The organism is Streptomyces phaeoluteigriseus (assembly GCF_001896135.2).
Taxonomy (GTDB): Bacteria; Actinomycetota; Actinomycetes; order Streptomycetales; family Streptomycetaceae; genus Streptomyces; species Streptomyces phaeoluteigriseus.
Window position 1 is genome coordinate 71,682 of sequence record NZ_MPOH02000020.1, and the last position, 26,747, is coordinate 98,428.

A 26,747-nucleotide genomic window follows, 5' to 3' on the forward strand; every position below is an offset into this window, starting at 1 on the left:
TCGCCGACGCTCCGCGTCGACTCCCTCCTCCGCCTCGCGGTTGCACGCACCAGGCCCCGCTCACCGCGCTGGACAGCACCGTCGATTTCCTGCGACCTGATCCAAACGACAGGCGCTAGGCCGACATCGGGCGCTGCACCTGGATCGACTGCAACAGCCCCACCGCGACCCACACCGCGAACATCGATGTGCCGCCGTAGGACACGAACGGCAGGGGCAGACCGGTGACCGGCATGATGCCGAGGGTCATGCCGATGTTCTCGAAGGACTGGAAGGCGAACCAGGCGACGATCCCGGCGGCGACGATCGTGCCGTACAGCTCGGTCGTCTCGCGGGCGATGCGGCAGGCCCGCCACAGGACGATGCCGAGCAGCACGATGATGACGCCGCCGCCGACGAAGCCCAGTTCCTCGCCGGCCACGGTGAACACGAAGTCCGTCTGCTGCTCGGGGACGAACTGGCCGGTGGTCTGCGAGCCCTCGAACAGCCCGGACCCGGTGAGCCCGCCCGAACCGATCGCGATGCGCGCCTGGTTGGTGTTGTAGCCGACGCCCGCGGGGTCGAGGCTGGGGTTGGCGAAGGCGGCGAAGCGCGCGATCTGGTAGTCGTCCAGGATGTGCAGCTGCCAGACGGCGATCGCGCCGGCCGCGCCCGCGCCGAGGAGCCCGAAGACCCACCGGTTGGAGGCGCCGGAGGCCAGCAGCACGCCCAGCACGATGATCACCATGACCATGACGGACCCGAGGTCCGGCATCAGCATGACGATCAGCATCGGTACGGCGGCCAGGCCGAGGGACTGGAGCACCGTGCGCTGGTCGGGGTAGAGCTTGTCGCCCGCGTCGACCCGGGCCGCCAGCAGCATCGCCATGCCCAGGATGATCGTGATCTTCACGAACTCCGAGGGCTGGAGCGAGAATCCGCCGCCGAGCTGGATCCAGGAGTGCGCGCCGTTGACGGTGGAGCCCAGCGGGGTGAGCACCAGCAGGATCAGCAGCACCGACAGGCCGTACAGGACGGGGACGGCGTTGCGCAGGGTGCGGTGGCCGAGCCAGACCGTGCCCACCATCAGGGCGAGCCCGATACCGGTGTTGAGCAGGTGCCGGACCAGGAAGAAGTACGGGTCGCCCTGGTTGATGTCGGTGCGGTTGCGGGTCGCCGAGTACACCAGCAGGGAGCCGATCAGCGACAGCGCGACGGCCGCCAGCAGTATCGGCCAGTCCAGTCGGCGGGCCAGCGAGTCGCGGGCGAAGACCCGCGTCCAGCCGGCCCGTTCGGGCCCGTACCCGGAGACGGAGAAGCCGTTCGCCCCGGTCATGTGCGCTTCCTCCGGGTTCCCCGCCGGCGCGCTCGCCGCCGCGTGTCACGGTTGGTGGACTCCGGCGAGGCGACGGTCGCCGCCGGTTGTGTCCCGCCGGGGGTGGGCGTGCCCCCCTCGGTGGCCTTCTGGTAGGTCTGCTGCTCCTTCGCCGGGTCCTTGGAGATCTTCGGGGAGGCGATCGTGCCGTCCGTCTTGATCTTCGGCAGGTCCTTCTGCGGGGTGGGCAGCAGCGCGTTCTTCTTGTTGATCACGCCGTCGTCCGAGACGCCGTAGAGAGCGTCGTATATGTTCCGCACGGCCGGACCGGAGGCACCGGAACCCGTACCACCCTGGGAGATCGTCATCACGATCGAGTAGTCATCGGTGTACGTGGCGAACCAGGACGTCGTCTGCTTGCCGTAGACCTCGGCGGTGCCGGTCTTGGCGTGCATCTCGATCTTGTCCTGCGGCCAGCCGCCGAAGCGCCAGGCCGCCGTACCGCGGGTGGCCACGCCGGCGAGGGCGTCGTCCATCTGGGCCAGGGTCTGCTTGCTGACGGGCAGTCTGCCGTGGGCCTTCGGCGCGATCTCCTGGACCGTCCTGCCGTCGGGGCTGACGATGGCCTTGCCGACCGTCGGGTCGTACAGCGTGCCGCCGTTGGCGATGGCCGCGTAGATGGTGGCCATCTGGATCGGGGTCACGAGGGTGTCGCCCTGGCCGATGGAGTAGTTGATCTCGTCACCGGCACGCATCTTGTTGCCCTCGAGGCAGTTCTCGTACGCGATCTTCTCGACGTAGCTGCCGTCCTTCTTGCCCGTCTTGCACCAGCCGGCCTTGTTGGCGTCCCAGTAGGACTGCTTCCACTCGCGGTCGGGGACGCGGCCGGTGACCTCGTTGGGGAGGTCGATGCCGGTCTCCTTGCCGAGGCCGAACTGGTGGGCGGTCTTGTAGAAGTAGTCCTTCGGCTTGCCCTTGGGGTCGATGCCGCCGTCCTTCTGCCACTCGCGGTGGGCGAGGGAGTAGAAGACGGTGTCGCAGGAGACCTCCAGGGCGCGGCCCAGGTCGATCGGGCCGTGGTTCTGGGACTCGAAGTTCTTGAAGACCTGGCCGCCGACCGAGTACGAGCTGGAGCAGTTGTAGCGCCCGTCGAAGTCGTAGCCCGCCTGGACCGCGGCGGCCGTGGAGACCACCTTGAAGATGGAGCCGGGTGCCGCCTGACCCTGTATGGCCCTGTTGAGCAGGGGGTAGTTGGAGGACTTGCCGGTGAGCTTCTTGTAGTCCTTGGCGGAGATCCCGCCGACCCAGGCGTTCGGGTCGTAGTTCGGGTTGGACGCCATGGCGACCACGCGGCCGGTCCTGGACTCCATCACGACGACCGCGCCGGCATCGGCCTTGTAGTTCTCGTTGGTGTTCCTGTCGTGCTGCTTGCGGGCTTCCTTCATCGCCTCGTTCAGCTCGTACTCGGCGACTCGCTGGACGCGGGCGTCGATGCTGGTGACGAGGTTGGAGCCGGGCTGCGCCGGGTCGGCCTCGGCCTCGCCGATGACCCGGCCGAGGTTGTCGACCTCGTAGCGCGTGACGCCGGCCTTGCCGCGCAGTTCCTTGTCGTACTGGCGCTCCAGGCCGGAGCGGCCGACCTGGTCGGAGCGCAGGAAGGGCGAGTCGGTGTCCTGGGCCTTGGTGATCTCCGCGTCGGTGACCGGGGAGAGGTAGCCGAGGACCTGGGCGGTGTTGGCCGCGCCGGGGCTCGGGTAGCGGCGCATCGCCTCGGGCTCGGCGGTGATGCCGGGGAAGTCCTCGGCGCGCTCGCGGATCTGGAGGGCCTGCTTGGGCGTGGCTTCGTCGGTGATGGGGATCGGCTGGTAGGGCGAGCCGTTCCAGCAGGGCTGGGGGGTTTTCGCGTCGCACAGCCGGACCTTCTGAGCGACCTCCTCGGCGGTCATGCCGAGGACGGCTGCGAGCTTGGCCAGCACGGCCTTGCCGTCGTCCTTCTGCTTCAGCAGGTCGGTGCGGGAGGCGGAGACGACGAGCCGTGTCTCGTTGTCCGCGAGGGGGACGCCCCGGGCGTCCAGGATGGAGCCGCGCACGGCGGGCTCGACGACCTGCTGGACGTGGTTGCCGGAGGCCTCCTTGGCGTACTCCGCGCCCTCACGGATCTGGAGGTACCACAGGCGGCCGCCGAGGGTGCCGAGGAGGGAGAGGACGAGGATCTGGATCACGACGAGCCGGATCTGGACCCGTGGGGTCCGCCCGGTCTCGGGAATGTTGGTCACTGCGGCTGTCTCCCCCTCTCAGGGCGCGGACGTGTATGCCCGGATGTGTGTGCGCGTTCGTGTCCGTACGCATGATGAACGACCGGCCTGTGAGGCCCCGTTCCGCCCCGGCGGCCCCGTTCGGGTGAACCTTCGGGCGCCGTCTTCGCCACGGGCGCGGCCGGCACCGCGGCCGGGCTCACCCCGTGTCGACTCCCCCGTACTCACAGCCGCTTGACCCCCTTGATGCGCCCGGCGCGGGCCGTCCGGGAACGGGCCGCCTTCATCTTCAGGCCGCTTCGCTGGCCGCCGATCCGCAGGCCGGTGCCTGAGGAGAGCCACCCGGAGGAGATGTCGGACGCCTTGCCGCCGGAGTTGGTGTCGGCCAGCGGGTCGTTGTCGGCGCGCCGGGCCAGGAACATCACGCCCGGCACGACGAAGGGGGCCAGCAGCAGGTCGTACAGGGCCGCAGAGAACAGCAGACCGGTGAGGCCGACGTGGCGGGCGGCGGTGTCGCCGACGAGGGCGCCGACACCGGCGTACAGCAGGGTGGAGCCGATCGCGGCGGCGACCACCACGACCATCGGGCCGGTGGCCGACTTGATGCGGCCGGTCTCCGGTTTGACGAGCCCGGCGAGATAGCCGATGACGCACAGCACGAGGGCGTAGCGGCCGGCGGCGTGGTCGGCGGGCGGGGCGAGGTCGGCGAGCAGTCCGGCGCCGAAGCCGATGAGGGCGCCCCCGACATGGCCGTAGATCAGGGCGAGGCCCAGGACGGTGAGGAGGAGCAGGTCGGGGACGGCGCCGGGCAGGTGCAGGCGGGCGAGGACGCTCACCTGGATCACCAGGGCGACGACGATCAGCGGGACGGAGAGCAGGATCCGGTTGACGCGCATGGGGATAGTCAGCTCCTACTGCTCTTCCTGGCCTTCGACGGGTGCGTTCGCGTTCGGGGTGACCGTGACGGTCACCGTCGGCGTGGGGACCGGCTTGGGCTTGGTGGGCAGCACGGTGTCGCGCGGGTCCTTCTTCGGGGCCTCGACGACGACGCCGACGATGTCGAGCTTGGTGAAGCTGACGTACGGCGTGACGTAGAGGGTGCGGGTGAGGTCGCCGCCGGACGGGTCGACGCGGGAGACCACGCCGACCGGCACGCCGGGTACGAACGGCTTGTCGGCCTGCGAGCCGAAGGTGACCAGGCGGTCGCCCTTGCGCACCTCGGCCTTGCCGTTGAGGAGTTCTACGCGCAGTGGGCGGTCGCCCTGGCCGGAGGCGAAGCCCAGTTCGTCGGAGGCCTCCATGCGGGTGCCGACGGTGAAGTCGGGGTCGCTGGCGAGCAGGACGGTGGCGGTGTCGGGTCCGACGGTGGTCACGCGGCCGACGAGGCCGTCCCCGTTCAGGACGGTCATGTCGCGGGTGATGCCGTCGTGGGCGCCGACGTCGATGGTGACGGTCCAGGAGAAGCCCTGGGCCGCTCCGATCGCGATGACCTGGGCGCCCTTGATGCCGTACTGGCCGGCGCCGGCGGTCCTCAGCATCTTGTCGAGCTGTGCCAGCCGGCTGCGGTTGCGGTCGTCGCTGCCCAGTTTCGCCTCGAGGGCCGCGTTCTCCTTCTCCAGCGCGGCGAGCCGGTCATGGCGCTCACCCGAGTCGCGTACGGCGGAGACCGCGTTGCCGACGGGGTCCACCGCCGACGCCACCCCGTCCTCGATCGGACCGAAGACCGCGGACGCGGCCTGCCGGGCACCGTCGACCGGGGAGTCCTCTCCGCCGCGGATGTCCACCGTGATCAGCGCGAACGCGACGGCGACCAGCAGCACCAGGAGAAGCCGGCTCTCTCGTGTGTCCCTCACGTGCGGCGGCCGTGCCCTTCCTCATAGGAATACGGGAATTCGGGTAGCCCCCGGGAAATTCCGAGGGGCTCGGTATGGGTTCTTTGGGATTCTTGAGATCTTATGCCTTGATATCAACGATCCGCCGTACGAGAGGCGATCATCTCGTACGGCGGAATCGAAGCGTTACGTCATCTGCGCGGCGCCGCGTCCAGGACCTGCTGGAGCGCCTCGAACTCCTCGACGCACTTGCCGGATCCGAGCGCCACGCTGTCCAGCGGGTCCTCGGCGATGTGGATGGGCATGCCGGTCTCCCGGCGCAGCCGCTCGTCCAGGCCGCGCAGCAGGGCTCCGCCGCCGGTCAGGACGATTCCTCGGTCCATGATGTCGCCGGACAGCTCCGGCGGGCACTTGTCGAGGGTGGTCTTCACCGCGTCGATGATCGCGTTGACGGGTTCCTCGATCGCCTTGCGTACTTCGGCGGCCGAGATGACGACGGTCTTGGGCAGCCCGGACACCAGGTCCCGCCCGCGGATTTCGGTGTGCTCGTCGGAGTCGAGGTCGTACGCCGAACCGATCGTGATCTTGATCTGCTCGGCCGTCCGCTCACCGAGAAGGAGGCTGTACTCCTTCTTGATGTGCTGGATGATCGCGCTGTCCAGCTCGTCGCCCGCGACGCGGATGGACTGGGCGGTGACGATGCCGCCGAGCGAGATGACCGCGACCTCCGTGGTGCCGCCGCCGATGTCCACCACCATGTTGCCCGTGGCCTCGTGGACCGGCAGGCCGGAACCGATGGCCGCGGCCATGGGCTCCTCGATGATGTGCACCTGCCGGGCGCCGGCCTGCGTCGACGCCTCGATGACGGCGCGGCGCTCGACGCCCGTGATGCCCGAGGGCACACAGACGACGACCCGCGGCCTGGCCAGATACCGCCGCTTGTGGATCTTCAGAATGAAGTAGCGGAGCATCCGCTCGGTGATCTCGAAGTCGGCGATGACACCGTCCTTCAGCGGGCGCACGGCGACGATGTTGCCAGGGGTCCGCCCGATCATCTTCTTGGCTTCGGAGCCGACCGCGAGGATGCCACCGGTGTTGGTGTTGATCGCGACGACGGACGGCTCGTTGAGTACGATCCCGCGACCCCTGACGTACACCAGCGTGTTGGCGGTCCCGAGGTCGACAGCCATGTCACGGCCGATGAACGACATTGAGTTCCCCATCAGGATTCGACTGGCCTTCCCATGAGCTCGTGAGGGCTTTTCAGGTCGGCGCGGTGGGTGCTGTGACGTGAAGGCTTACATCGTAAACGCGCCTGCACGAACACTGCGCGAGGGTCTTCGCCATTGTCAGCAGATGCCGCGGCGCCTCGCTTGTGGAGACGGTCCATCGGGGGCATGCGTTCCCCCGATCGCCACGCATATGCCGAAGGACGGCCGAAATCGTACGGCCGTCCCTGGTCAGGCGGAGAGGCCAAGTGACGACCCCTCAGAAAAATCCCCGAAACTTCCCCCGCCGACGAGTCCGGGGGATGCCGTCCGTGGCTCAGGCACGCCCGGGGAAGAAGATCTTCACCTCGCGCTCGGCGGACTCCTCGGAGTCGGAGGCGTGGATCAGGTTCTCGCGGACGATCACACCGAAGTCGCCGCGGATGGAGCCGGGGGCGGCGGCGATCGGGTCGGTCGGACCGGCCAGGGCGCGCACGCCCTCGATGACCCGCTCACCCTCGACGATCAGGGCGACGACCGGGCCGGAGGCCATGAACTGCACCAGCGGCTCGTAGAAGGGCTTGCCCTTGTGCTCGCCGTAGTGCTGCTCCAGGGTCTCCTGGTCCAGCGTGCGCAGTTCCAGCGCGGTGATCTGCCAGCCGGCCTTGCGCTCGATACGGCTGATGATCTCGCCGGTCAGGCCACGACGGACGGCGTCGGGCTTGAGGAGGACGAGGGTGCGCTGGCTCACGGGGTGACTCCTTCTACTGCCGGTGTGCGGTGGGACGAGATTACAGGGCGTGTCCGGGCCCCTGTTACGCAGCGTCAGCAGTGTCCGAGGGGGAGGCGGCGGCCTGCGCGGCGAAGCGCGCCTTGGCCTCGTCGATCTCCCGGCCGTAGTGCACGGACGCCCACCACAGGGCCCCGAAGAGCAGGCCGAGGATGAACATCATCGGCACGACGAAGCCGCTGAGGACGAGGGCGATCTGGAGCGCCCAGCCGAGGGCGACGCCCCCGGGCCGGGTGACCACACCGCACAGCAGCAGGCACAGGAACATCGCGATGCCGCACACCGTCCACACCGTGGACGGGGTGAGGTCGGCGTCCTTCATGGCGACCAGACCGGCGAAGCCGATGATGAAGAACTCGCCGATGAGGGTGGAGGAACAGAGCGTACGCATGGTGTGAGGACTCAGCCCTTCCCCAGGAGCAGCCGGGCTTCCCCGACGGTGATGACGGAACCGGTGACCAGGACGCCGCCGCCGGCGAACTCGCCCTCCTCCTCGGCGAGCGTGATCGCCGCCTCCAAGGCGTCGGGCAGCCGCGGCTCGACCTGGACGCGCTCCTCGCCGAACACCTCGACGGCGATCGCGGCCAGCTCGTCCGCGCCCATGGCGCGGTGGCTGCTGTTCTGGGTGACGACGACCTCGGCGAAGATCGGTTCGAAGGCCTCCAGCAGCCCTCGCACGTTCTTGTCGCCGCTGGCCCCGACCACGCCGATCAGCCGGCTGAAGTCGAAGGCCTCGCCGACCGCGTCGGCGGTGGCGCGGGCGCCGGCCGGGTTGTGGGCGGCGTCGAGCACGACGGTCGGGGACCGCCGGACGACCTCCATGCGGCCCGGCGACGACACGGACGCGAAGGCCTTGCGGACCGTGTCGATGTCCAGCGGCTCGGGCCGCTGGGCGCCCACGCCGAAGAACGCCTCGACGGCGGCGAGCGCGACGGCCGCGTTGTGCGCCTGGTAGGGGCCGTGCAGCGGGAGGTACACCTCGGGGTACTCGCCGCCGACGCCGCGCAGGGTGACCAGCTGTCCGCCGACGGCGACCTGCCGGGCGACGACCCCGAACTCCAGGCCCTCGCGCGCCACCGTGGCGTCCACCTCGACGGCCTTCTTCAGCAGGACCTGCGCCGCGTCGACGGGCTGCTGGGCGAGGATCACGGTCGCGCCCGACTTGATGATCCCGCTCTTCTCCACGGCGATCGCGGCGGGCGTCCCGCCGAGCCGGTCGGTGTGGTCGAGGTCGATGGGGGTGACGACGGCGACATCCCCGTCGATCACGTTGGTGGCGTCCCAGGAGCCGCCCATGCCCACTTCCACGACGGCCACGTCCACGGGGGCGTCGGCGAAGGCGGCGTACGCCATGCCGGTGAGCACCTCGAAGAAGGACAGCCGGTACTCCTGGGCGGCGTCGACCATCTCCACGTACGGCTTGACGTCGTGGTAGGTCTCGATGAACCGCTCGGCCGGGACGGGCGCGCCGTCGAGGCTGATGCGCTCGGTGATCGACTGCACGTGCGGGGAGGTGTAGCGCCCGGTGCGCAGGTCGAAGGCGCCGAGGAGAGCCTCGATCATGCGGGCGGTGGAGGTCTTGCCGTTCGTCCCCGTGATGTGGATCGAGGGGTACGCCCGCTGCGGCTCGCCCAGGAGGTCCATCAGCGCGGCGATCCGGCCGACGGACGGCTCCAGCTTGGTCTCGCCCCAGCGGGTGGCCAGCTCCGCCTCCACCTCGCGCAGGGCCTTGTCGACCTCGGGGTCGGCGGGCCGGGTGGGCACGCCGGACTCCGGTGGACCGCCCAGGGTGCGCAGGGTGCGGCTGCCGGCCTCGATCACCGCGAGGTCGGGGTCGCGGTCGGTCTCGGCCGCGATGATCTCCTCGAACGCGTCGAGGGCATCGGGCTGGTCGTCGTCGTTGCCGTTGGGGGGGAGCTCGCTCACGGGGCCAGTCTACGGACGGCCGCCGACAGACAGCGGCGAAGGCCCCGGAACTGTACGTTCCGGGGCCTTCACCCGCATCCGGGCGCCTACGCCTGCGGCAGCCGGTCCAGCTGGGTGCTGATGCGGGCGATGTCCTCGTCCGCCTTCGCCAGCCGGGCGCGGATCCCGTCGACCACCTTGTCCGGGGCCTTGGCCAGGAAGGCCTCGTTGCCGAGCTTGCCCTGGGCCTGGGCCTTCTCCTTCTCCGCGGCGGCCAGGTCCTTCGCCAGCCGCTTGCGCTCCGCGGCCACGTCGATCGTGCCGGACAGGTCCAGCGCGACCGTGGCGCCCGAGACCGGCAGGGTCGCCGTCGCCGAGAAGTCCTCGCCCTCCGGCTGGAGCCGCAGCAGCTGGCGGATGGCCGCCTCGTGCGGGGCGAGCGCGGTGCCGCCCAGGTCGAGGCGGGCCGGGACCGCTGGCCGGGCTGGAGGCCCTGGTCGGCGCGGAAGCGGCGGACCTCGGTGATGACGGACTGGAGGGTCTCGATCTCGCGCTCGGCGCCCGCGTCCCGGAAGCCACCCGGTGCCTCGGCACCGGGCACGGACACGGTGGTCGGCCACTCGGCGATGACGACCGACTCGCCACCGGTCAGCGTCGTCCAGAGGGTCTCGGTGACGAACGGGACGACCGGGTGCAGCAGCCTGAGCGTGACGTCGAGGACCTCCCCGAGGACGCGCTTGCTGACCTCGGCCGGCTCGCCGCCCGCCAGGAACGTGGTCTTGGACAGCTCGACGTACCAGTCGAAGACCTCGTCCCAGGCGAAGTGGAAGAGGGCGTCGGAGAGCTTGGCGAACTGGAAGTCGTCGTAGAACGCGTCGACTTCGCGGACCACCGAGTTCAGGCGGGACAGGATCCAGCGGTCGGCCGCCGACATCTTCGAGGCGTCCGGCAGCGGGCCCTCGACCGTGGCGCCGTTCATCAGCGCGAAGCGGGTGGCGTTCCAGATCTTGTTGGCGAAGTTGCGGGAGCCCTGGACCCAGTCCTCGCCGATCGGGACGTCGACGCCCGGGTTGGCGCCGCGGGCGAGGGTGAACCGCAGCGCGTCGGAGCCGTACTTGTCCATCCAGTCCAGCGGGTTGACCGCGTTGCCGAAGGACTTGGACATCTTCTTGCCGAACTGGTCGCGGACCATGCCGTGCAGGGCGATGGTGTGGAACGGCGGGGTGCCGTCCATCGCGTACAGGCCGAACATCATCATCCGGGCGACCCAGAAGAAGAGGATGTCGTAGCCGGTGACCAGGACGGAGTTCGGGTAGAACTTGGCGAGCGAGTCGGTCTGCTCGGGCCAGCCGAGCGTGGAGAACGGCCACAGGCCGGAGGAGAACCAGGTGTCGAGGACGTCGGTGTCCTGGCGCCAGCCCTCACCGGCCGGGGCCTCGTCGTCGGGGCCGACGCAGACGACTTCGCCGTTCGGCCCGTACCAGACCGGAATCCGATGTCCCCACCACAACTGCCGCGAGATGCACCAGTCGTGGAGGTTGTCGACCCAGTCGAAGTACCGCTTCTCCATCTCCTGCGGGTGGATCTTGACGCGGCCGTCGCGGACGGCGTCACCGGCGGCCTTCGCCAGCGGGGCGACCTTGACCCACCACTGCATGGACAGGCGCGGCTCGATGGTGGTCTTGCAGCGCGAGCAGTGGCCGACGCTGTGGGCGTACGGCCGCTTCTCGGCGACGATGCGGCCCTCGGCGCGCAGCGCGGCGACGATGGCGGAGCGGGCCTCCAGGCGGTCCAGGCCCTGGAAGGGGCCGTGGGCCGTGATGACGGCGTGCTCGTCCATGATCGTCAGGGACGGCAGGTCGTGGCGCTGGCCGATCTCGAAGTCGTTCGGGTCGTGGGCCGGGGTGACCTTGACGGCGCCCGTGCCGAACTCGGGGTCGACGTGCTCGTCGGCGACGACCGGGATGGAGCGGTCGGTCAGCGGCAGCCTGATCAGCTTGCCGACCAGGTGCTTGTACCGCTCGTCCCCGGGATGGACGGCGACGGCCGTGTCACCGAGCATCGTCTCGGCGCGGGTGGTGGCGACGACGATGGTGTCGTCCCCCTCGCCGTACTTCATGGAGACGAGTTCGCCGTCGTCGTCCTGGTACTCGACCTCGATGTCCGAGATGGCGGTGAGGCAGCGGGGACACCAGTTGATGATGCGCTCGGCGCGGTAGATCAGTTCGTCGTCGTAGAGCCGCTTGAAGATGGTCTGGACGGCCTGGGAGAGGCCCTCGTCCATGGTGAACCGCTCGCGCGACCACGCGACGCCGTCACCGAGGCGCCGCATCTGGCCGCTGATCTGGCCGCCGGACTCGCCCTTCCACTGCCAGACGCGCTCGACGAAGGCCTCGCGGCCGAGGTCGTGGCGGGACTTGCCCTCCTTGCCCAGCTCGCGCTCGACGACGTTCTGGGTCGCGATCCCGGCGTGGTCCATGCCGGGCTGCCACAGCGTCTCGAAGCCCTGCATGCGCTTGCGGCGGGTGAGGGCGTCGATGAGGGTGTGCTCGAAGGCGTGGCCGAGGTGCAGGCTGCCCGTGACGTTCGGCGGCGGGATGACCACGGTGTACGGCGGCTTGTCGCTCTTGGCGTCGGCCTCGAAGTAGCCCCGCTCGACCCAGCGCTCGTACAGCGGCGCCTCTACGTCGGCCGGCGCGTACTGGGTCGGCAGTTCGGTCGTGGGCGCTGGGGGCTGCTGCTGAGCGTTCTCGGTCACGGGGCCAGTTTAGGGGTGTCACCACGCCGTCCCGAAACGCCTTTGTTCTGTAACGGTGGGGGCCCCGCCGCCGTGCCCGCAACGACATTGAGCCAGGATGTGAAAAACACATAAGCGTCTGGAGGGGAACCCAGTCATGAGCTACAACCAGCCGGGCCCGTACGGCGGGCAGCAGCCGCAGCAGCCCGGACCGTACGGCCAGCAGGGCCCGTACGGCCAGCCGCCGCAGCCGCCGTACGGCCAGCCCGGCGCGCCGAGCGCCCCGCCGCCCCCCGGATACGGCCAGCCCCAGGCTCCCACGCCGCCCGCCGGCTACGGGCAGCCGACCCCACCGCCGGGTTACGGCCAGCCGACCCCGCCGCCCGGCTACGGCCAGCAGCCCGCGTTCGGCCAGGTCCCGGGCCAGCAGTCCTACGGCGTACCGCAAGGGGCGCCGCAGGCCGGCGCCGGTGTGGCCGCGGCCCTCCAGCAGTTCAAGGAGACGCCCACCGGGCAGCGCTGGACGCAGCAGACCCGGAAGCTGATCCGCGTCGACCTCGGCGTCGGAGGCCAGCCCGTGCTCGCCCGGCAGGGCAGCATGGTGCTCTATCAGGGCAAGGTCGACTTCAGCTACAAGGGCGCCGGTTTCGCCGGCCGGATCGTCGGCAACGCGACCGGCCAGGAGATGCAGCTGATGCGCTGCACAGGCCAGGGACAGGTGTTCCTCGCCGAGGACTCCACGATGCTGCACCCCATCGAGCTGCAGGGCGACGGCATCTGCGTCTCCGCGGAGAACGTCCTCGCCTTCGACGAGAGCCTCCAGTACGAGGTCCGCCGCATCGAGGGCCACGGCATCCCCGGCGGCGCCCTCTTCACCATGCAGTTCACGGGTACCGGCACGATCGTCGTGAAGACGCACGGCACGCCCGTCGTCCTGCCGGTCACGCCGACCACCTTCGCCGACTGCAACGCCGTCGTCGCCTGGTCGGCCGCCGCCCAGGTCGTCGTCTCCAGCCAGGTACGCATGCGCCGCAACGCGTATCCGGGCGACACGGGAGAGAGCGTGAACCTCCAGTTCCGGGCCGCACCCGGAAACTTCATCGTCGTCCAGCCGTACGAGGTCTGAGGGAGCCCGTCATGAACCAGCCGCTCGCGGGCTACGCCCCCGCACCCGTCACCGCCCGCATGGAGAACCACGGCAACCACATGCTGAAGGTGGCCCTCCAGACCGGAAGCGACCTCCTCGCGCGCGTGGGCTCGATGGTCGCCTACGAGGGCTTCATCCAGTACGAGCCCAACCCGCCGGCCGTGCGCCAGATCGCGCGCGACTGGATGACCGGCGAGGGCGCGCCGCTGATGAAGTGCTCCGGCGACGGTCTGCTCTACCTCGCCGACTACGGCGCGAACGTCGTCGTGATCAACCTCAACGGCGACGGCATCTCCGTCAACGCCACCAACCTGCTCGCCTTCGACGCCCACCTCACCTGGGGTGTCGAGCGGGTCAAGGGGCTGGCGAAGTTCGCCGGACAGGGTCTGTGGAACACCAAGATCTCCGGGCAGGGCTGGGTCGCGCTGACCTCCCGGGGCAAGCCGATCGTCGTCGACTGCGGCGGCGGTGAGAACGAGACCTACGTCGACCCTGACGCGCTCGTCGCCTGGTCCCCGAACCTCAAGGTCAAGGGCAAGCGCAGCTTCAAGGCGCAGTCACTGCTCGGCCGGGGCAGCGGCGAGGCCTACCAGATGGCCTTCTCCGGTGAGGGCATCGTCGTCGTCCAGCCCAGCGAGGACAGCACCGACCGCCTTCGGGTCCGGGGCTGAGGGGGAGCCAGAGTCACATGCAGAGCCCGCTTTTCGCCCACAACGACCAGCAGACCCAGGAACGCTGGAGCCTCCAGAACAAGCAGATGCTCCGCGTCGCCCTGGAAGGCCACGACGACATCCTCGCCCGCAAGGGCACGATGGTCGCCTACCAGGGGCTTGTCGAGTTCGACGCCGAGTTCCAGAGCAACAGTCAGTCGGGCGCGCGTGCGCGGACCGGCGAGGGCCTGGACCTGATGCGCTGCCACGGGCAGGGCACCGTCTTCCTCGCCAACCTCGCCCAGCACATCCACGTGGTGGAGGTCGACCACGAGGGACTGACCGTCGACAGCAGTTACGTCCTCGCCATGGACTCCGGACTGCACCACGAGGTCATCGCCGTCGACAGCCTCTACGGCATCTCCGGCTCCGGGAAGTACCAGCTCAACATCACCGGCAGCGGTCGCGTCGCCCTGATGACGTCGGGCGCGCCCCTGATGCTTCAGGTCACGCCCGACAAGTACGTCAACTGCGACGCCGACGCCATCGTCGCCTGGTCCACGGGACTGCGGGTGCAGATGCAGGCGCAGACCCACTCCTCCGGGGTGTGGCGGCGACGCGGCAGCACCGGCGAGGGGTGGGAGCTGAGCTTCATGGGCAGCGGCTTCGCGCTCGTCCAGCCGAGTGAACTGCTCCCGCCGCAGGGCGCCAAGATCGGCTCCGGTCTCGCCGCTCAGTACGGCATGGGCCAGCAGGGGGCCCGGGCGCAGAACCAGGGCAACGCCTGGAGCTGACCGTCCGGAAAGCAGACGTAAGGGGCGACCGCCCGAGGGTCGCCCCTTACGCGTTCCGCCTCACAGACGCGCCCGCGTCGCCTCCAGCAGGCGGACGACCGACTCGTCCGCCACCTCCGCGACCGCGTCGTAGGGGAACCAGCGCAGGTCGAGGGACTCGTCGCTGATGGCCTGGGTGGAGCCGGGCGGGGCCACGGCCGCGTACTGCACGTCGAGATGCCAGTGGCAGGGGGCCGGAATCGGGTGGCGGTCCAGGCGGACCGGGCCGCCCGCCAGCAGGGTCAGGCCGGGGATGCCCGACTCCTCGGTGGCCTCGCGCAGGGCGGCCGCCGCCAGGGAGACGTCCTGCGGCTCGCAGTGGCCGCCCATCTGGAGCCACATCCGCAGCTTCCTGTGCAGGGTGAGCAGCACCCGGCCCTGCTCGGCGTCGATCACCAGGGCGCTCGCCGTGAGATGCCCGGACCCGCAGGCCTTCCACATGCCGTCCGGGTGCGCCGCCAGGTGGTCGAGGTAGGTCTGGCGCAGCTCCTCCTGGCTCTCGTACGCCTTCAGGACGAGAACCGCGTCGTCGTGCAGGCTCACTCGCTGCTGCCGCCCTTGCCGTCGCCCTTGCCCGCGTCGGTGTCGTCGTCCTTCTTCAGATTCGGCTCCGAACCGGAACCGGGACCGGCACCCGCGCCGGAACCGGTGCCGCCGCTCGCCGCCTCACCGAGCATCTTGTCCCACTCGGAGAAGTCCATCTGCTCACGGTGCACGAAGCCGTCGGGGTCGTCCAGGTCGGCGGCCGTCGGCAACATGTCCGGGTGGGCCCACAGTGCGTCACGGCCGTCCATACCGCGCGCGTCCGTCAGCGAGGCCCACAGCCGGGACGCGTCCCGCAGACGGCGCGGGCGCAGCTCCAGACCGATCAGCGTCGCGAACGTCTGCTCCGCGGGACCGCCCGTGGCACGCCGGCGGCGCAGGGTCTCGCGCAGCGCGTCCGCGGACGACAGGCGCGGCTTGGCGGCCGCGTGCACGACCGCGTCGACCCAGCCCTCCACGAGCGCCAGAGCCGTCTCCAGACGGGCCAGGGCGGCCTTCTGCTCCGGAGTGTCCTCCGGCTGGAACATGCCCTGCTGAAGGGCGTCCTGAAGCTGCTCGGGGTTCTGCGGGTCGAACTGGCCGACCACGTCCTCCAGCTTGGCCGTGTCCACCTTGATCCCGCGCGCGTAGCCGTCGACCGCGCCGAACAGGTGCGAGCGCAGCCACGGCACATGCGCGAAGAGGCGCTGGTGGGCTGCCTCGCGCAGGGCGAGGTAGAGCCGCACCTCCTCCTTCGGGACGCCCAGGTCCTTGCCGAACGACTCGATGTTCAGCGGGAGCAGCGCGGCCTTGCCGACCGGGCCGAGCGGCAGGCCGATGTCGGTCGAACCGACGACCTCGCCCGCGAGCACCCCGACGGCCTGCCCGATCTGCGAACCGAACATGGCTCCGCCCATCGAGCGCATCATGCCGATCAGCGGGCCGGCCATGGCCTGCATCTCCTCCGGCAGGACATCGCCCATGGCCGCGCCGACACGCTCGGCGACCGGGTCGACCAGCTCCTTCCACGCGGGCAGGGTCGCCTCGACCCACTCCGCGCGCGACCACGCCACGGCGGTACCGGCGCCGGACGGCAGGGACGTCGCGTCGTCCAGCCACAGGTCGGCCAGGCGGACGGCGTCCTGCACCGCGGTGCGGTCCGAGGGACCGATGCTCGCGTCCTTCACGCCGTCGGAGGTGCCCTGGGAGACCGTCTGGCGGGCGATCTGCTTGGCCATGTCCCAGTTCACCGGCCCGCCCTCGTAGGAGAGCATCTGGCCCAGCTGCTGGAACGCGGCGCCCAGGTCGGTGGGGTTCAGCGAGCCGAACATGGCGGCGAGCGGATTGTCCGCGCCGGGGCCGCCGAAGCCTCCGGCGCCTGGCAGCCCGCCGAAGCCGAACGGGTTGGCCGGTCCCTGACCACCGCCGCTCTGCGGGTCCTTCTTCTTGCCCTCGTCGCCGTCGTCCGGCTCCTCCGGCGGAAGGCCGAATCCGAATGGGGTGTCACTCACGGGGTTCCTCGGCTGGTAAGGCCACCGGCTCTGGTCCGGCGGCGCGGCTGCCCTGCAACACCACCCAGCGTAGACACCCGGGCCCGATCGGGCCTCGGTGCTTCGCCGACTCGCGGCCTGCGGCAGGATGGATGCCACCTGGTACGAACGCGTCACTCACGCCCGTATGGAAAACAACCGCTGGAGACACCTGGTGAGTTCCCCAGATCCGCAGGTTCGCGCAGCGCGAAACCCCTCGAACCCGGGCGGGCCGCGCGGCCCCGTCGTCGCCGTCACCGGCGCCGCGACCGGGGTGGGCGCGCTGCTGACCGAGCGGCTCGCCGCGTCCGACGAGATCAAGCAGGTCATCGCCATCGACGAGCGGCGGGGCGAGTGTGATGCGGCTCAGTGGCACATCCTCGACGTCCGCGATCCGGCGATCGCCGAGAAGTTGCGCGGCGCGGACGTCGTCGTCCATCTGGCGCTCGATCTCGACCTGGGGAGCGAAGCCGCCGCCCGAACGGCCTACAACGTGCGCGGGACCCAGACGGTGCTGACCGCCGCCGCGGCCGCCGGGGTGCACCGCGTCGTCCTGTGCACCTCCGCGATGGTCTACGGGGCGCTGCCGGACAACGAGCTGCCCCTGTCGGAGGACGCGGAGCTGAAGGCCACGGCGGAGGCGACCGGCGTCGGGGACCTGCTCGAGATCGAGCGGCTCGCGCGGCGAGCCCCGCGCGCGCATCCGGGGCTCAACGTCACCGTGGTGCGGCCGGCGGTGCTGGTGGGCGGCACGGACACCGCGCTGACCCGCTACTTCGAGTCACCCCGGCTGCTGGTCGTCGCCGGGTCGCGGCCGGTCTGGCAGTTCTGCCACGTCGAGGACCTGTGCGGGGCGCTGGAGTACGCCGTCCTGGAGAAGGTCGACGGGGAACTCGCCGTCGGCTGCGACGGGTGGCTGGAGCAGGAGGAGGTCGAGGAGCTGAGCGGGATCCGGCGGATGGAGCTGCCGTCGGCGGTCGCGCTCGGCGCGGCGGCCCGGCTGCACCGGATCGGGCTCACGCCGTCCCCGGCGGGGGACCTGGCCTACACGATGTACCCGTGGGTGGTCAGCGGGAGCCGGCTGCACGACGCCGGGTGGCGGCCCCGGTGGTCCAATGAGGAAGTGCTCGCGCAGCTGCTGGAGGAGGTCGCCGGACGGCACACCGTTGCCGGGCGGCGGCTGGGGCGGAAGGACGCGACGGCTGCGGGGGCCGCGGGGGCGACGGTGGCTCTGCTGGGCGCCGCCGCAGTGGTGCGGCGGGCCCGTAAGGCTCGGCGGCGGTAGCGGGGGCGTGGCGGGGTGGCCTCCTGGGGCCGTCCCCGCCGCGCCTTCCCATCCCGTCCCCGGGGATGCGCCTCCTGACCCCTTTCGGCCCAGAACAGGCCTCGTCCTCGAACCTCCCCGGAGGGGACCCCCACAACGGGCGAGTGCTCCCTGTAGGAGGGGAGCTCAAAGGCCGCACGCGTGCGTGCCGGGCTGTAGGAGGCTCCAAGGCGGCACGCGTGCGTGCCGGGCGATCCCGCTATTCCCGCTCGTCGTCGTGGTGCGGCACGATGGAGGCATGGCACCCAGTAGCGATCACCCCGGTGAGCAGGCCGCGCAGGATCCCGTCAAGCTGATCGCGATCCGGGACGGCGCGTTGTCCCTGGACGAGGTCTTCCGTGCCGTGGGGGACGACGCGGCCGGCGGGACGGCGCTGTTCGTGGGGACCGTGCGCAACCACGACGGCGGCGCCGACGTGGACACCCTCGGCTACTCCAGTCATCCCAGCGCCGAGGCGGAGATGCGGCGGATCGCGGAGAAGGTCGTCGCCGAATACCCGGTGCGGGCGCTCGCGGCCGTGCACCGCGTGGGAGACCTGAGCGTCGGCGACCTGGCCGTCGTCGTCGCCGTGTCCTGCCCGCACCGCGGCGAGGCGTTCGAGGCCTGCCGCAAGCTGATCGACGACCTCAAGCACGAGGTGCCCATCTGGAAGCACCAGAAGTTCTCCGACGGCACCGAGGAATGGGTCGGGGCCTGCTGAACCCCGCCCGTCCGGTTGCGTAACCGCACCCCGGGCATGAGCGTTGTCAGTGCGGATGGTTAATCTGCTGATCAGTCAGTTGTGGTCGCACTGGGGTTGGGAGGTCGGCATGGGGGCGCTCGCCTGGTTGCTGATTCCGCTGTTGGCCGCGATCGGTGCGGGCCTCTGGGGCAGTTGGGCCACCCGCACCCGCAAGGCCCGCGGCGACGGCCCCGAGCTGGACGGCTACGCCCGCTTCTGCGCGGCCATGGAGAGGTCCCACTCGGGCACCTGAGGACGGTGACCCGGGCGGTAACCCGGGCGGTGGCCCTGACGGTGCGCTGACAGAACCGTCCCGTACTGTCGACTCATGCCACGCCGCACCGCGACGATGCTCGCCTCCACCCTGATGCTGATCGCGCTCCTGTGCGCGGGAGTGCTCATCCCCGTGCCGTACGCGGAGATGTCCCCGGGTCCGACGGTGAACACCCTCGGGGAACACGGCGGCGAGCCGGTGCTCCAGATCGCCGGGCGCAAGACCTACCCGACCGACGGCAACCTCAACATGACGACCGTCCGGGTCACCAGCGCCGACTACCGGATGAACCTCGTCGAGGCCGTCTACGGCTGGCTCGCGCACGACAACAAGGTCGTGCCGCACGACACGCTCTATCCGGACGGCAAGACGGAGGAGCAGTCCACTCAGGAGAACGCCGAGGAGTTCAGCCAGTCCCAGGAGAGCGCCAAGGTCGCCGCCCTGAAGGAGCTGGACGTCCCGGTGCAGTCCTGGGTGATCGTCTCCACCGTCGTGAAGGGCTCACCCGCCGAGGGCCGGCTGCACGCCGGAGACGTGATCAAGGACGTCGACGGTACGACGGTGAAGGCCCCCTCCGACGTCGCGAAGCTGGTGACGAAGCACAAGCCCGGCGAGGACGTCGTCTTCACCATCGTGCCGGCGAAGGACCAGGCCGCCGCCGAGAAGGAGAACAGGACGGCGACCAGGACGAAGAAGATCACGGTCACCACCGCGGCCTCCGACGACACCGGGGAGAAGCGCGCCATCGTGGGCATCTCCGCAGGTACCGACCACACGTTCCCCTTCACCATCGACATCAAGCTCGCCGATGTCGGCGGCCCGAGCGCCGGCCTGATGTTCGCGCTCGGCATCTACGACAAGCTCACCCCCGGCAGCCTGACCGGCGGCAAGTTCGTCGCCGGCACCGGCACCATCGACGACGACGGCAAGGTCGGCCCGATCGGCGGCATCGAGATGAAGACCGTCGGCGCACGCGACAAGGGCGCCCAGTACTTCCTGACGCCCGCCGACAACTGCGCCTCCGCCGCCGAGGACACCCCCAGCGGGCTCACGCTCGTCAAGGTGAACACCATCGACGACGCCCTGGGCGCCCTGAAGGACATCCGCAGCGGCGACACCGCCGACCTGCCGAAGTGCACGGCCGGCTAGGCCGTGGGGCGACGCGTCGGGGCTGGAGGCCTGTCGTTCGGATCACGTCGCAGACGCGGGGTCCGGCATGCGCATCCGCCGCGTTGTCGTCGGTTGCCGACGCTCCGCGTCGACGCCCTCCTCCGCCTTGCGGCCGCACGCACCAGACCCCGCTCACCGGCACTGAACAGCGCCGTCGATTCCCTGCGACCTGATCCGAACGACAGTCCTAGTCCTCGAACGTCGCCGACAGGGCCTCCGCGAGGCCCGGCACCAGCTCCGAACCGGTGAGGACCTCCGTCGGGGAATCCTTCTGGCGCAGCCGCAGGGCCGAGTCGCGGGCGCCGTCCCGCAGGACCGCCACCGTCATCCGGACCTCCTGGCGGTCGGGGTGCTCGGCCACCCACTGCGTCAGCTTCGCCTCGCTCAGCCCCTGCGGGACCTGGGCCTCGGCGGACGGGGGCAGCATCAGACGCTCCACGGTCAGCGCACAGCCGACCACCGCGTCGGGCCAGGCGATCGTGGCGAGGAACTCATCGAGCGGCTTGTCCGTTGGCACTTCATCCTGCTCGATCGGGGTGAGACCGGTGGTCTCGGGCGCATCCGCCAGGCCGAGCTGGGCGGCAAGGCCGGGTTCCTGAGTCCGCAGACGTGCGGTGTCTACGAGGGCGAAAAGGCGGGCGGGCTGGTCCCAGCCGAGGCCGGAGGCGTACTCGTCGATCTCGAGTACGGCCCGGGTGAGCGGGCTCGCCGCCATGGGAGTGTTGGACATGGTCACAATCCTGCCTCGTTCAGGGCCGGAATCGGGAACCGAGTAAACGGTGAGTAAGTTGCATAGGTGTGGGCCCGCGAACACGGGGGGCCACGGAGGGTCCACGAAGACGCGGACCTGACGGATCAACAGCGAACTTCGGGGTGCGAACCTTGGCTTTCCAGATGCCGGACCGCGGCGGAGGCCCGACCGGGCCACGGATCAGAGTGGGCCGCCCGTCCCGGCGTGTCCGCACTCTGCTCATGACACTGGGCGTCCTTGCCGTCCTGGGCATGGCTTTCACCATGTTCGCAGGATTCTGGACGGACTGGCTCTGGTACCGGTCGGTGAACTACTCCTCCGTGTTCACGACCACCTTGTCGACCAAGATCGGACTCTTCTTCGTCTTCGGTCTGCTGATGGCCCTCGCGGTCGGGTTCAACCTGTGGCTGGCCCACCGGCTGAGGCCGCCGCTGAGCGCCATGTCGATGGAGCAGCAGAGTCTCGACCGGTACCGCATGGGCATCGCGCCGTACAAGAGGTGGCTGCTGCTCGGGATCACCGCTCTCGTCGGGCTGATCGCGGGTGCCTCGGCGTCGGGGCAGTGGCGGACCTGGCTGATGTGGGTCAACGGCGTGTCCTTCGGACAGAAGGACCCGCAGTTCCACCTCGACGTGTCCTTCTACGCCTTCGACCTGCCCTGGTACCGGTTCCTGCTCGGCTTCGGCTTCGCCGCCACCATCCTCTCCCTGATCGCTGCCGCGCTCACCCACTACCTGTACGGCGGGCTGCGCGTCACCAGCCCCGGCGCGCGCGCCACGGCCGCGGCCACCGGACACCTGTCGGTGCTGCTCGGCATCTTCGTCGCGCTGAAGGCGGTCGCCTACTGGCTCGACCGGTACGGCCTGGCCGTGAAGTCCAGCGACTTCAAGGCCACCGACAACTGGACCGGCCTGCGCTACGTCGACGCCAACGCCTACCTGCCGGCCAAGACGATCCTGTTCTGCATCGCGGTCATCTGCGCCCTGCTGTTCTTCGCCACCCTGTGGCGGCGCACCTGGCAGCTGCCCGTCATCGGCTTCGGCCTGATGGTGCTCTCCGCCATCCTCATCGGCGGCCTGTACCCGGCGATCGTCCAGAAGTTCCAGGTCCAGCCGAACGAGCAGGCCAAGGAAGCGCCGTACGTCGAGAAGAACCTCCAGGCGACGCGTGAGGCCTACGGCATCGAGGGCGCCCAGGTCACCGACTACTCGGGGACGAGCAAGACCGAGGACAAGACGACGCTGCGCGACGACGTGGCGGCCGCGGCGAGCATCCGCGTCCTGGACCCGAACATCGTCTCGCCGACCTTCCAGCAGCTCCAGCAGATCCGGAAGTACTACGCCTTCCCGACCAACCTGGACGTGGACCGCTACAACGTGAACGGCCAGGACCAGGACACGGTCATCGGTCTGCGCGAGCTGAACCTCGCGGGCGTGGACAAGCAGAACTGGATCAACAACCACTTCCGCTACACCCACGGCTACGGCGTGGTCGCCGCCAAGGGCACCACCGCCGACACCGACGGCCGCCCCGCCTTCACCGAGTCCAACCTGCCGTCGGAGGGCGTGCTCGGCAAGTACGAGCAGCGCATCTACTACGGCGAGAAGACCACCACGTACTCGATCGTCGGTGGTCCCCAGAAGGAGATCGACTACTCCGACGACCAGGGCGAGAAGACCACCAGCTACACCGGCAAGAGCGGGGTCAACCTCTCCAACGCGGTCAACCGGGCCGCGTACGCGGTGGCGTTCGGCGAACCGCAGATCATGTACTCCGGCGCGATCGGCGAGGGTTCGAGGATCCTCTACAACCGCACGCCCAAGGATCGCGTCGAGGCGGTCGCCCCGTGGCTGACCATCGACGGCGACGCCTACCCGGCGGTCGTGGGCGACAAGGTCCAGTGGATCGTCGACGCGTACACGACCACCAACGGCTATCCGTACGCCTCGCGCACGACCCTCGGTGACACGACGGCCGATTCGCTGACCGCCACCAACAACAACCGCGCGGTGGTGGCCCAGCAGAACCAGGTCAACTACATCCGCAACTCGGTGAAGGCGACCGTCGACGCGTACACCGGCGAGGTCAAGCTCTACCAGTGGGACACCAAGGACCCGGTCCTCAAGACCTGGATGAAGGCCTTCCCGGGCACGGTGGAGAAGAAGTCGGAGATCTCCGGCGACCTGATGGCCCATCTCCGGTACCCGCAGGACCTGTTCAAGGTCCAGCGTGAGCTGCTCACCCGCTACCACGTGAAGGACGCGACCACGTTCCTCAGCGGCAGCGAGGTGTGGCAGGTGCCGAACGACCCGACCAACCAGTCGAACGACGCGGTGCCGCCGTACTACCTGAGCATGAAGATGCCCGACCAGAAGGCGCAGGCGTTCTCGCTGACGACGACGTTCACGCCCAATGGCCGTGACAACCTCAGCGCGTTCATGTCGGTCGACTCCGAGGCCGGCACATCCGGCTACGGCAAGATCAGAGTTCTGAAACTGCCGACCAGCACGACGTCGACGGACCCAAACAGGTGCAGAGCCAGTTCAACTCCGAACAGGACATCGCCGAGTCCATCAGGTTGCTGAAGGGCGGCGACTCGGAGGTCGAGTACGGCAACCTGCTGACCGTGCCGCTCGACGGAGGCCTGCTCTACGTGGAGCCCGTCTACGTCCGCGGTGGCGGACTCAAGTACCCGCTGCTGCGCAAGGTGTTGGTGTCCTACGGCGGTGTCACCGCCTTCGAGGACTCCCTCGACGAGGCCCTCAACAAGGTCTTCGGCGCGGAGGGCGCGACACCGAAGCCACCCGCGGACGAAGGTGACACCACCACCCCGCCACCGACGACCGGCAACGCGACGGTCCAGGAGGCGCTGGAGGACGCCCAGGAGGCCTTCACCGCGGGCCAGGAGGCCCTCAAGAAGCCCGACTGGGAGGCGTACGCCAAGGCGCAGGCGGAGCTCGAGGCCGCGTTGAAGCGGGCCGAGGACGCGCAGGCCGCGGCGGACCGGAGCGGCGGGAGCAGCCCGAAGCCGAGCAGTTCGCCGAGCGCGAGCGCCCAGCCCGGGACCACCGCCAGTCCCCGACCGAGTCCGAGCGCAGTCACGCGGCTGATCAAGAACCACCTCGCGTCGTGGTACGGTTGTGGAACACGACGCGGGGTGGAGCAGCTCGGTAGCTCGCTGGGCTCATAACCCAGAGGTCGCAGGTTCAAATCCTGTCCCCGCTACTCCAGGCGAAGGCCCGGATCCTGAAAAGGATCCGGGCCTTCGTGGTGTGCGAACGCATGTACCCGGAGCGGGATCGCCGTGCCGCCGTGGGGAGTTGGGGAGCCTGTGTTTGACTTGTCTCTCTGTGGGCATGTCGACAAAACGCTGAAGTGACCTTACGGGCTGCGGTATACCAGGTGTACCCGGGTTGCAGGTGGTGCGACGATGGACGTTATGGGGGACAAGGCAACTCTGTTCGAGACAGGGCGATTTGTGCAGCCTTCCGGTACGGAAGCGACCCCGGACGAGACCCCGGACGGGGCCGCGGAGGAGACTCCGGACGTGGGCCGGGACGAGAGCCGGGACGAGACGGGAGAGGCCGTCGAGGAAGTTCGCCGACGGCTCGCCGCCGAGTCCGGCGACGTCGAGGCGATGAGCGTCCTCGGGGCCCTGCTGCTGCGCCGTGGCGATCTCGACGGAGCCGAACCCCATCTGCGCGCCGCCACCACGGCGGGCGACCGTGCCGCCGCCAACAACCTGGGCGTCCTCCTCCATCAGCGCGGCTACCCGGACGAGGCCGCCGGCTGGTGGCGGGTCGCCGCCGTCGCCGGCTCCGCGCCCGCGGCCCACGCGCTGGGCCGCCACCACCGTGAGCGCGGCGACGAACCCGCCGCCGAGTACTGGCTGCGCCAGGCCGCCGAACAGGGGCACGTCCTGGGCGCCTACGCCCTCGCCGACCTGCTGGAGCACCGGGGGGACCGCCCGGGCGCGGAGCGGTGGATGCGGGCCGCCGCCGAACGCGGGCACCGGGAGGCGGCGTACCGGCTGGCGCGGGCACTCGACCGCAGGGAGCCGCTCTTCGGCGACGGGCGCAGGAACGCCACGGACAACGGTGTCGCCGTGCCCGCGGAGGCCGAGCAGTGGTACCGGCAGGCAGCCGCGCGCGGACACCGGCGGGCCGCACTGCACCTCGGGGCCATCCTGGAGCGGCGCGGCGAGCTGAAGGAGGCCGGGCGCTGGTACCTGACGTCCGCCAAGGACGGCGAGCCCCGGGCCGCCTGCGCGCTCGGGTTCCTGCTGCGCGACGCCGGTGACACCGAGAACGCCGCCGTGTGGTGGCTGCGCGCCGCCCAGGACGGCGACGGCAACGCGGCCAACGCGCTGGGCGCGCTGTACGCCGAGCGCAACCAGACCCAGACCGCCGAGCGCTGGTACCGGGCGGCCATGGACGCCGGGGACGACAACGGCGCCTACAACCTCGCCCTGCTCTGCGCCGAGCAGGGCCGCACCGCACAGGCCGAGCAGTGGTACCGGCGCGCCGCGTACGCCGGGCACCGCGAGGCCGCCAACGCGCTGGCCGTCCTGCTGCTCCAGGTCGGCGACGCGGCCGGCGCCGAGCCCTGGTTCTCCAAGGCCGCGGAGGCGGGCAGTGTCGACGCCGCATTCAACCTCGGGATCCTGTTCGCGGGCCGGGGCGAGGACGCGGTCGCGCTGCGCTGGTACGAGCGCGCGGCGGCGGCCGGGCACACCGAGGCGGCGCTCCAGGTCGGCATCGCCCGGCTCCGGGAGGGCGACGAGCAGGCCGCCGAACGGCATCTGCGCTGCGCGGCGGGCGGGGGCAGCGCGGAGGCCGCGTACCGGCTGGCGGCCGTGCTCGACGCCCGTCGGCCGCCCCAGCCGGCGCACGAACTGGGCGAGACGGTGCACGAGAAGACCGAGTGTGAGGAGTGGTACGAGCGGGCGGCGACCCAGGGGCACCGGCGGGCGCAGGTGCGGGTCGGGATGCTGGCCGCCGCGCGCGGCGATGTGGTGCAGGCGGCGCGGTGGTACCGCGAGGCCGCGGAGGCCGGATCGCGCAACGGCGCCTTCAACCTCGGGCTGCTGCTCGCCCGGGAGGGCAGCGAGCCCGAGGCGGCCGTGTGGTGGACGCGGGCGGCCGACGCCGGGCACGGGCGGGCGGCGTTGCGGCTGGCCCTCGTCTACGCGCGTCGCGGGGAGCTGGCGGAAGGGCAGCGGTGGGCGGACCGGGCGGTGTCGCTCGGGCCGGGGGAGGTGGCGGAGCGGGCTGCGCGGTTGCGGGACGCTCTGCGGGAGGAACTGTCGGCGTGAGCCCGGCCGACGGCTGCGCGGGTCGCCGGGGCGCCGGCCTTCACCTGGCTTGAGGGTTGGGGTCTGTGCCGGCAGGGGTTTCGCCCCCCGCCGCCCCTTCCCCGCGGCCCCGTCCCATCCCTGAGGGCTGCCGCGCTCAGGCCCCCGCCGTCGGCCCGAACGGCCTCGTCCGCAAACGCCGGACGGGCTGGGTGGGCTTCTGACCTGCGGTAACTGGGGAGTGGATATGGATTTGCTTCTTTCCGCCCCCGTGACGTAATGTTGCATTCAACGGCGCGGGGTGGAGCAGCTCGGTAGCTCGCTGGGCTCATAACCCAGAGGTCGCAGGTTCAAATCCTGTCCCCGCTACTGAAGGTCAGGTCGGAATCCGAAAGGGTTCCGACCCTCGACTCATTTCCAGCCGGTGCCAAGGCTCCAGACAGTGGCCGGAGCCCAGGCGGTGGCGGACAGCGCGAAGCCCCGGAGTCCAGGACGGACGCCGGGGCCTCGGT

General features: G+C 70.3%; 18 protein-coding genes, 2 tRNA genes and 3 pseudogenes. 11 read left to right on the top strand and 12 right to left on the bottom strand.

Annotated features, from left to right (window positions below; translation table 11 throughout):
* Positions 1 to 115: 115 nt before the first annotated feature.
* The 9 genes and pseudogenes from rodA to BM536_RS34780 all read right to left on the bottom strand — a co-directional run bounded on the left by rodA (position 116) and on the right by BM536_RS34780 (position 12,042).
* Positions 116 to 1,315 carry a rod shape-determining protein RodA gene (gene rodA, locus BM536_RS34740; RefSeq protein ID WP_073496782.1) on the bottom strand — a complete coding sequence of 400 codons (1,200 nt, stop codon included), beginning with the start codon at positions 1,313 to 1,315 and terminating at the stop codon, positions 116 to 118.
* The gene (gene mrdA, locus BM536_RS34745) at positions 1,312 to 3,570 is read right to left on the bottom strand and encodes a penicillin-binding protein 2 (RefSeq protein ID WP_073496784.1); all 2,259 of its coding nucleotides are present in this window, start codon (positions 3,568 to 3,570) and stop codon (positions 1,312 to 1,314) included. The genes rodA and mrdA overlap by 4 nt, the downstream gene beginning before the upstream one ends.
* A gap of 203 nt (positions 3,571 to 3,773) precedes the next feature.
* Entirely contained in the window at positions 3,774 to 4,445 is a 672-nt protein-coding gene (mreD, locus tag BM536_RS34750; RefSeq protein ID WP_073496786.1) for a rod shape-determining protein MreD, read from the bottom strand.
* Between the two features lie 15 nt (positions 4,446 to 4,460).
* Complete coding sequence (gene mreC / locus BM536_RS34755; RefSeq protein ID WP_073496788.1) at positions 4,461 to 5,402, bottom strand: rod shape-determining protein MreC; 942 nt, start codon at positions 5,400 to 5,402, stop codon at positions 4,461 to 4,463.
* Positions 5,403 to 5,572: 170 nt separating this feature from the next.
* Positions 5,573 to 6,592, bottom strand: a complete 1,020-nt coding sequence (locus BM536_RS34760) for a rod shape-determining protein (protein WP_073496790.1) — start codon at positions 6,590 to 6,592, stop codon at positions 5,573 to 5,575.
* 334 nt (positions 6,593 to 6,926) lie between these two features.
* Entirely contained in the window at positions 6,927 to 7,340 is a 414-nt protein-coding gene (ndk, locus tag BM536_RS34765) for a nucleoside-diphosphate kinase (protein ID WP_073496791.1), read from the bottom strand.
* A 64-nt stretch (positions 7,341 to 7,404) separates the two neighbouring features.
* Complete coding sequence (locus BM536_RS34770) at positions 7,405 to 7,770, bottom strand: DUF4233 domain-containing protein (protein ID WP_073496793.1); 366 nt, start codon at positions 7,768 to 7,770, stop codon at positions 7,405 to 7,407.
* 11 nt (positions 7,771 to 7,781) lie between these two features.
* On the bottom strand, positions 7,782 to 9,305 hold the full coding sequence (folC, locus tag BM536_RS34775) for a bifunctional tetrahydrofolate synthase/dihydrofolate synthase (RefSeq protein WP_094103943.1): 1,524 nt from the start codon (positions 9,303 to 9,305) through the stop codon (positions 7,782 to 7,784).
* Between the two features lie 86 nt (positions 9,306 to 9,391).
* Positions 9,392 to 12,042 (bottom strand): annotated as a pseudogene (locus BM536_RS34780) (valine--tRNA ligase).
* A 184-nt stretch (positions 12,043 to 12,226) separates the two neighbouring features.
* Between BM536_RS34780 and BM536_RS34785 the strand changes: the two are divergent.
* The 3 genes and pseudogenes from BM536_RS34785 to BM536_RS34795 form a co-directional block, all read left to right on the top strand.
* A pseudogene (locus tag BM536_RS34785) lies at positions 12,227 to 13,147 on the top strand (AIM24 family protein); the annotation flags it as partial.
* Between the two features lie 11 nt (positions 13,148 to 13,158).
* Positions 13,159 to 13,839, top strand: a complete 681-nt coding sequence (locus BM536_RS34790; RefSeq protein WP_073499354.1) for an AIM24 family protein — start codon at positions 13,159 to 13,161, stop codon at positions 13,837 to 13,839.
* A gap of 17 nt (positions 13,840 to 13,856) precedes the next feature.
* Positions 13,857 to 14,612 (top strand): AIM24 family protein, encoded by a 756-nt coding sequence (locus tag BM536_RS34795; RefSeq protein ID WP_073499352.1) that lies wholly within the window; start codon positions 13,857 to 13,859, stop codon positions 14,610 to 14,612.
* 60 nt (positions 14,613 to 14,672) lie between these two features.
* Here BM536_RS34795 and BM536_RS34800 read toward each other — a convergent pair whose 3' ends face one another.
* Both BM536_RS34800 and BM536_RS34805 read right to left on the bottom strand, forming a co-directional pair.
* The gene (locus BM536_RS34800; protein ID WP_073499350.1) at positions 14,673 to 15,194 is read right to left on the bottom strand and encodes an NUDIX hydrolase; all 522 of its coding nucleotides are present in this window, start codon (positions 15,192 to 15,194) and stop codon (positions 14,673 to 14,675) included.
* Complete coding sequence (locus BM536_RS34805; RefSeq protein ID WP_073499348.1) at positions 15,191 to 16,684, bottom strand: zinc-dependent metalloprotease; 1,494 nt, start codon at positions 16,682 to 16,684, stop codon at positions 15,191 to 15,193. Before BM536_RS34805 ends, BM536_RS34800 begins: the two co-directional genes overlap by 4 nt.
* Positions 16,685 to 16,877: 193 nt before the next feature.
* Between BM536_RS34805 and BM536_RS34810 the strand changes: the two genes are divergently transcribed.
* From BM536_RS34810 to BM536_RS34825, 4 genes are all read left to right on the top strand, one after another.
* Positions 16,878 to 17,987 (top strand): SDR family oxidoreductase, encoded by a 1,110-nt coding sequence (locus tag BM536_RS34810; protein ID WP_094103944.1) that lies wholly within the window; start codon positions 16,878 to 16,880, stop codon positions 17,985 to 17,987.
* A gap of 277 nt (positions 17,988 to 18,264) precedes the next feature.
* Entirely contained in the window at positions 18,265 to 18,726 is a 462-nt protein-coding gene (locus BM536_RS34815; protein ID WP_073499346.1) for a molybdenum cofactor biosynthesis protein MoaE, read from the top strand.
* Positions 18,727 to 18,781: 55 nt separating this feature from the next.
* Positions 18,782 to 19,000 (top strand): hypothetical protein, encoded by a 219-nt coding sequence (locus tag BM536_RS34820; RefSeq protein ID WP_094103945.1) that lies wholly within the window; start codon positions 18,782 to 18,784, stop codon positions 18,998 to 19,000.
* Between the two features lie 75 nt (positions 19,001 to 19,075).
* Entirely contained in the window at positions 19,076 to 20,170 is a 1,095-nt protein-coding gene (locus BM536_RS34825) for a YlbL family protein (RefSeq protein WP_073499342.1), read from the top strand.
* A 208-nt stretch (positions 20,171 to 20,378) separates the two neighbouring features.
* On the opposite strand, the gene BM536_RS34835 is transcribed toward BM536_RS34825, so the two are convergent.
* Positions 20,379 to 20,921 carry a PPA1309 family protein gene (locus BM536_RS34835; protein ID WP_073495897.1) on the bottom strand — a complete coding sequence of 181 codons (543 nt, stop codon included), beginning with the start codon at positions 20,919 to 20,921 and terminating at the stop codon, positions 20,379 to 20,381.
* Between the two features lie 164 nt (positions 20,922 to 21,085).
* Here BM536_RS34835 and BM536_RS34840 point away from each other — a divergent pair.
* From BM536_RS34840 to BM536_RS34855, 4 genes and pseudogenes are all read left to right on the top strand, one after another.
* Positions 21,086 to 24,132 (top strand): annotated as a pseudogene (locus BM536_RS34840) (UPF0182 family membrane protein).
* Positions 24,094 to 24,167: transfer RNA gene (locus tag BM536_RS34845), tRNA-Met, on the top strand. Before BM536_RS34840 ends, BM536_RS34845 begins: the two are co-directional and overlap by 39 nt.
* A 205-nt stretch (positions 24,168 to 24,372) precedes the next feature.
* The gene (locus BM536_RS34850) at positions 24,373 to 26,256 is read left to right on the top strand and encodes a tetratricopeptide repeat protein (protein WP_094103948.1); all 1,884 of its coding nucleotides are present in this window, start codon (positions 24,373 to 24,375) and stop codon (positions 26,254 to 26,256) included.
* A 274-nt stretch (positions 26,257 to 26,530) separates the two neighbouring features.
* Positions 26,531 to 26,604 (top strand) — tRNA-Met (locus tag BM536_RS34855).
* Positions 26,605 to 26,747 lie beyond the last annotated feature (143 nt).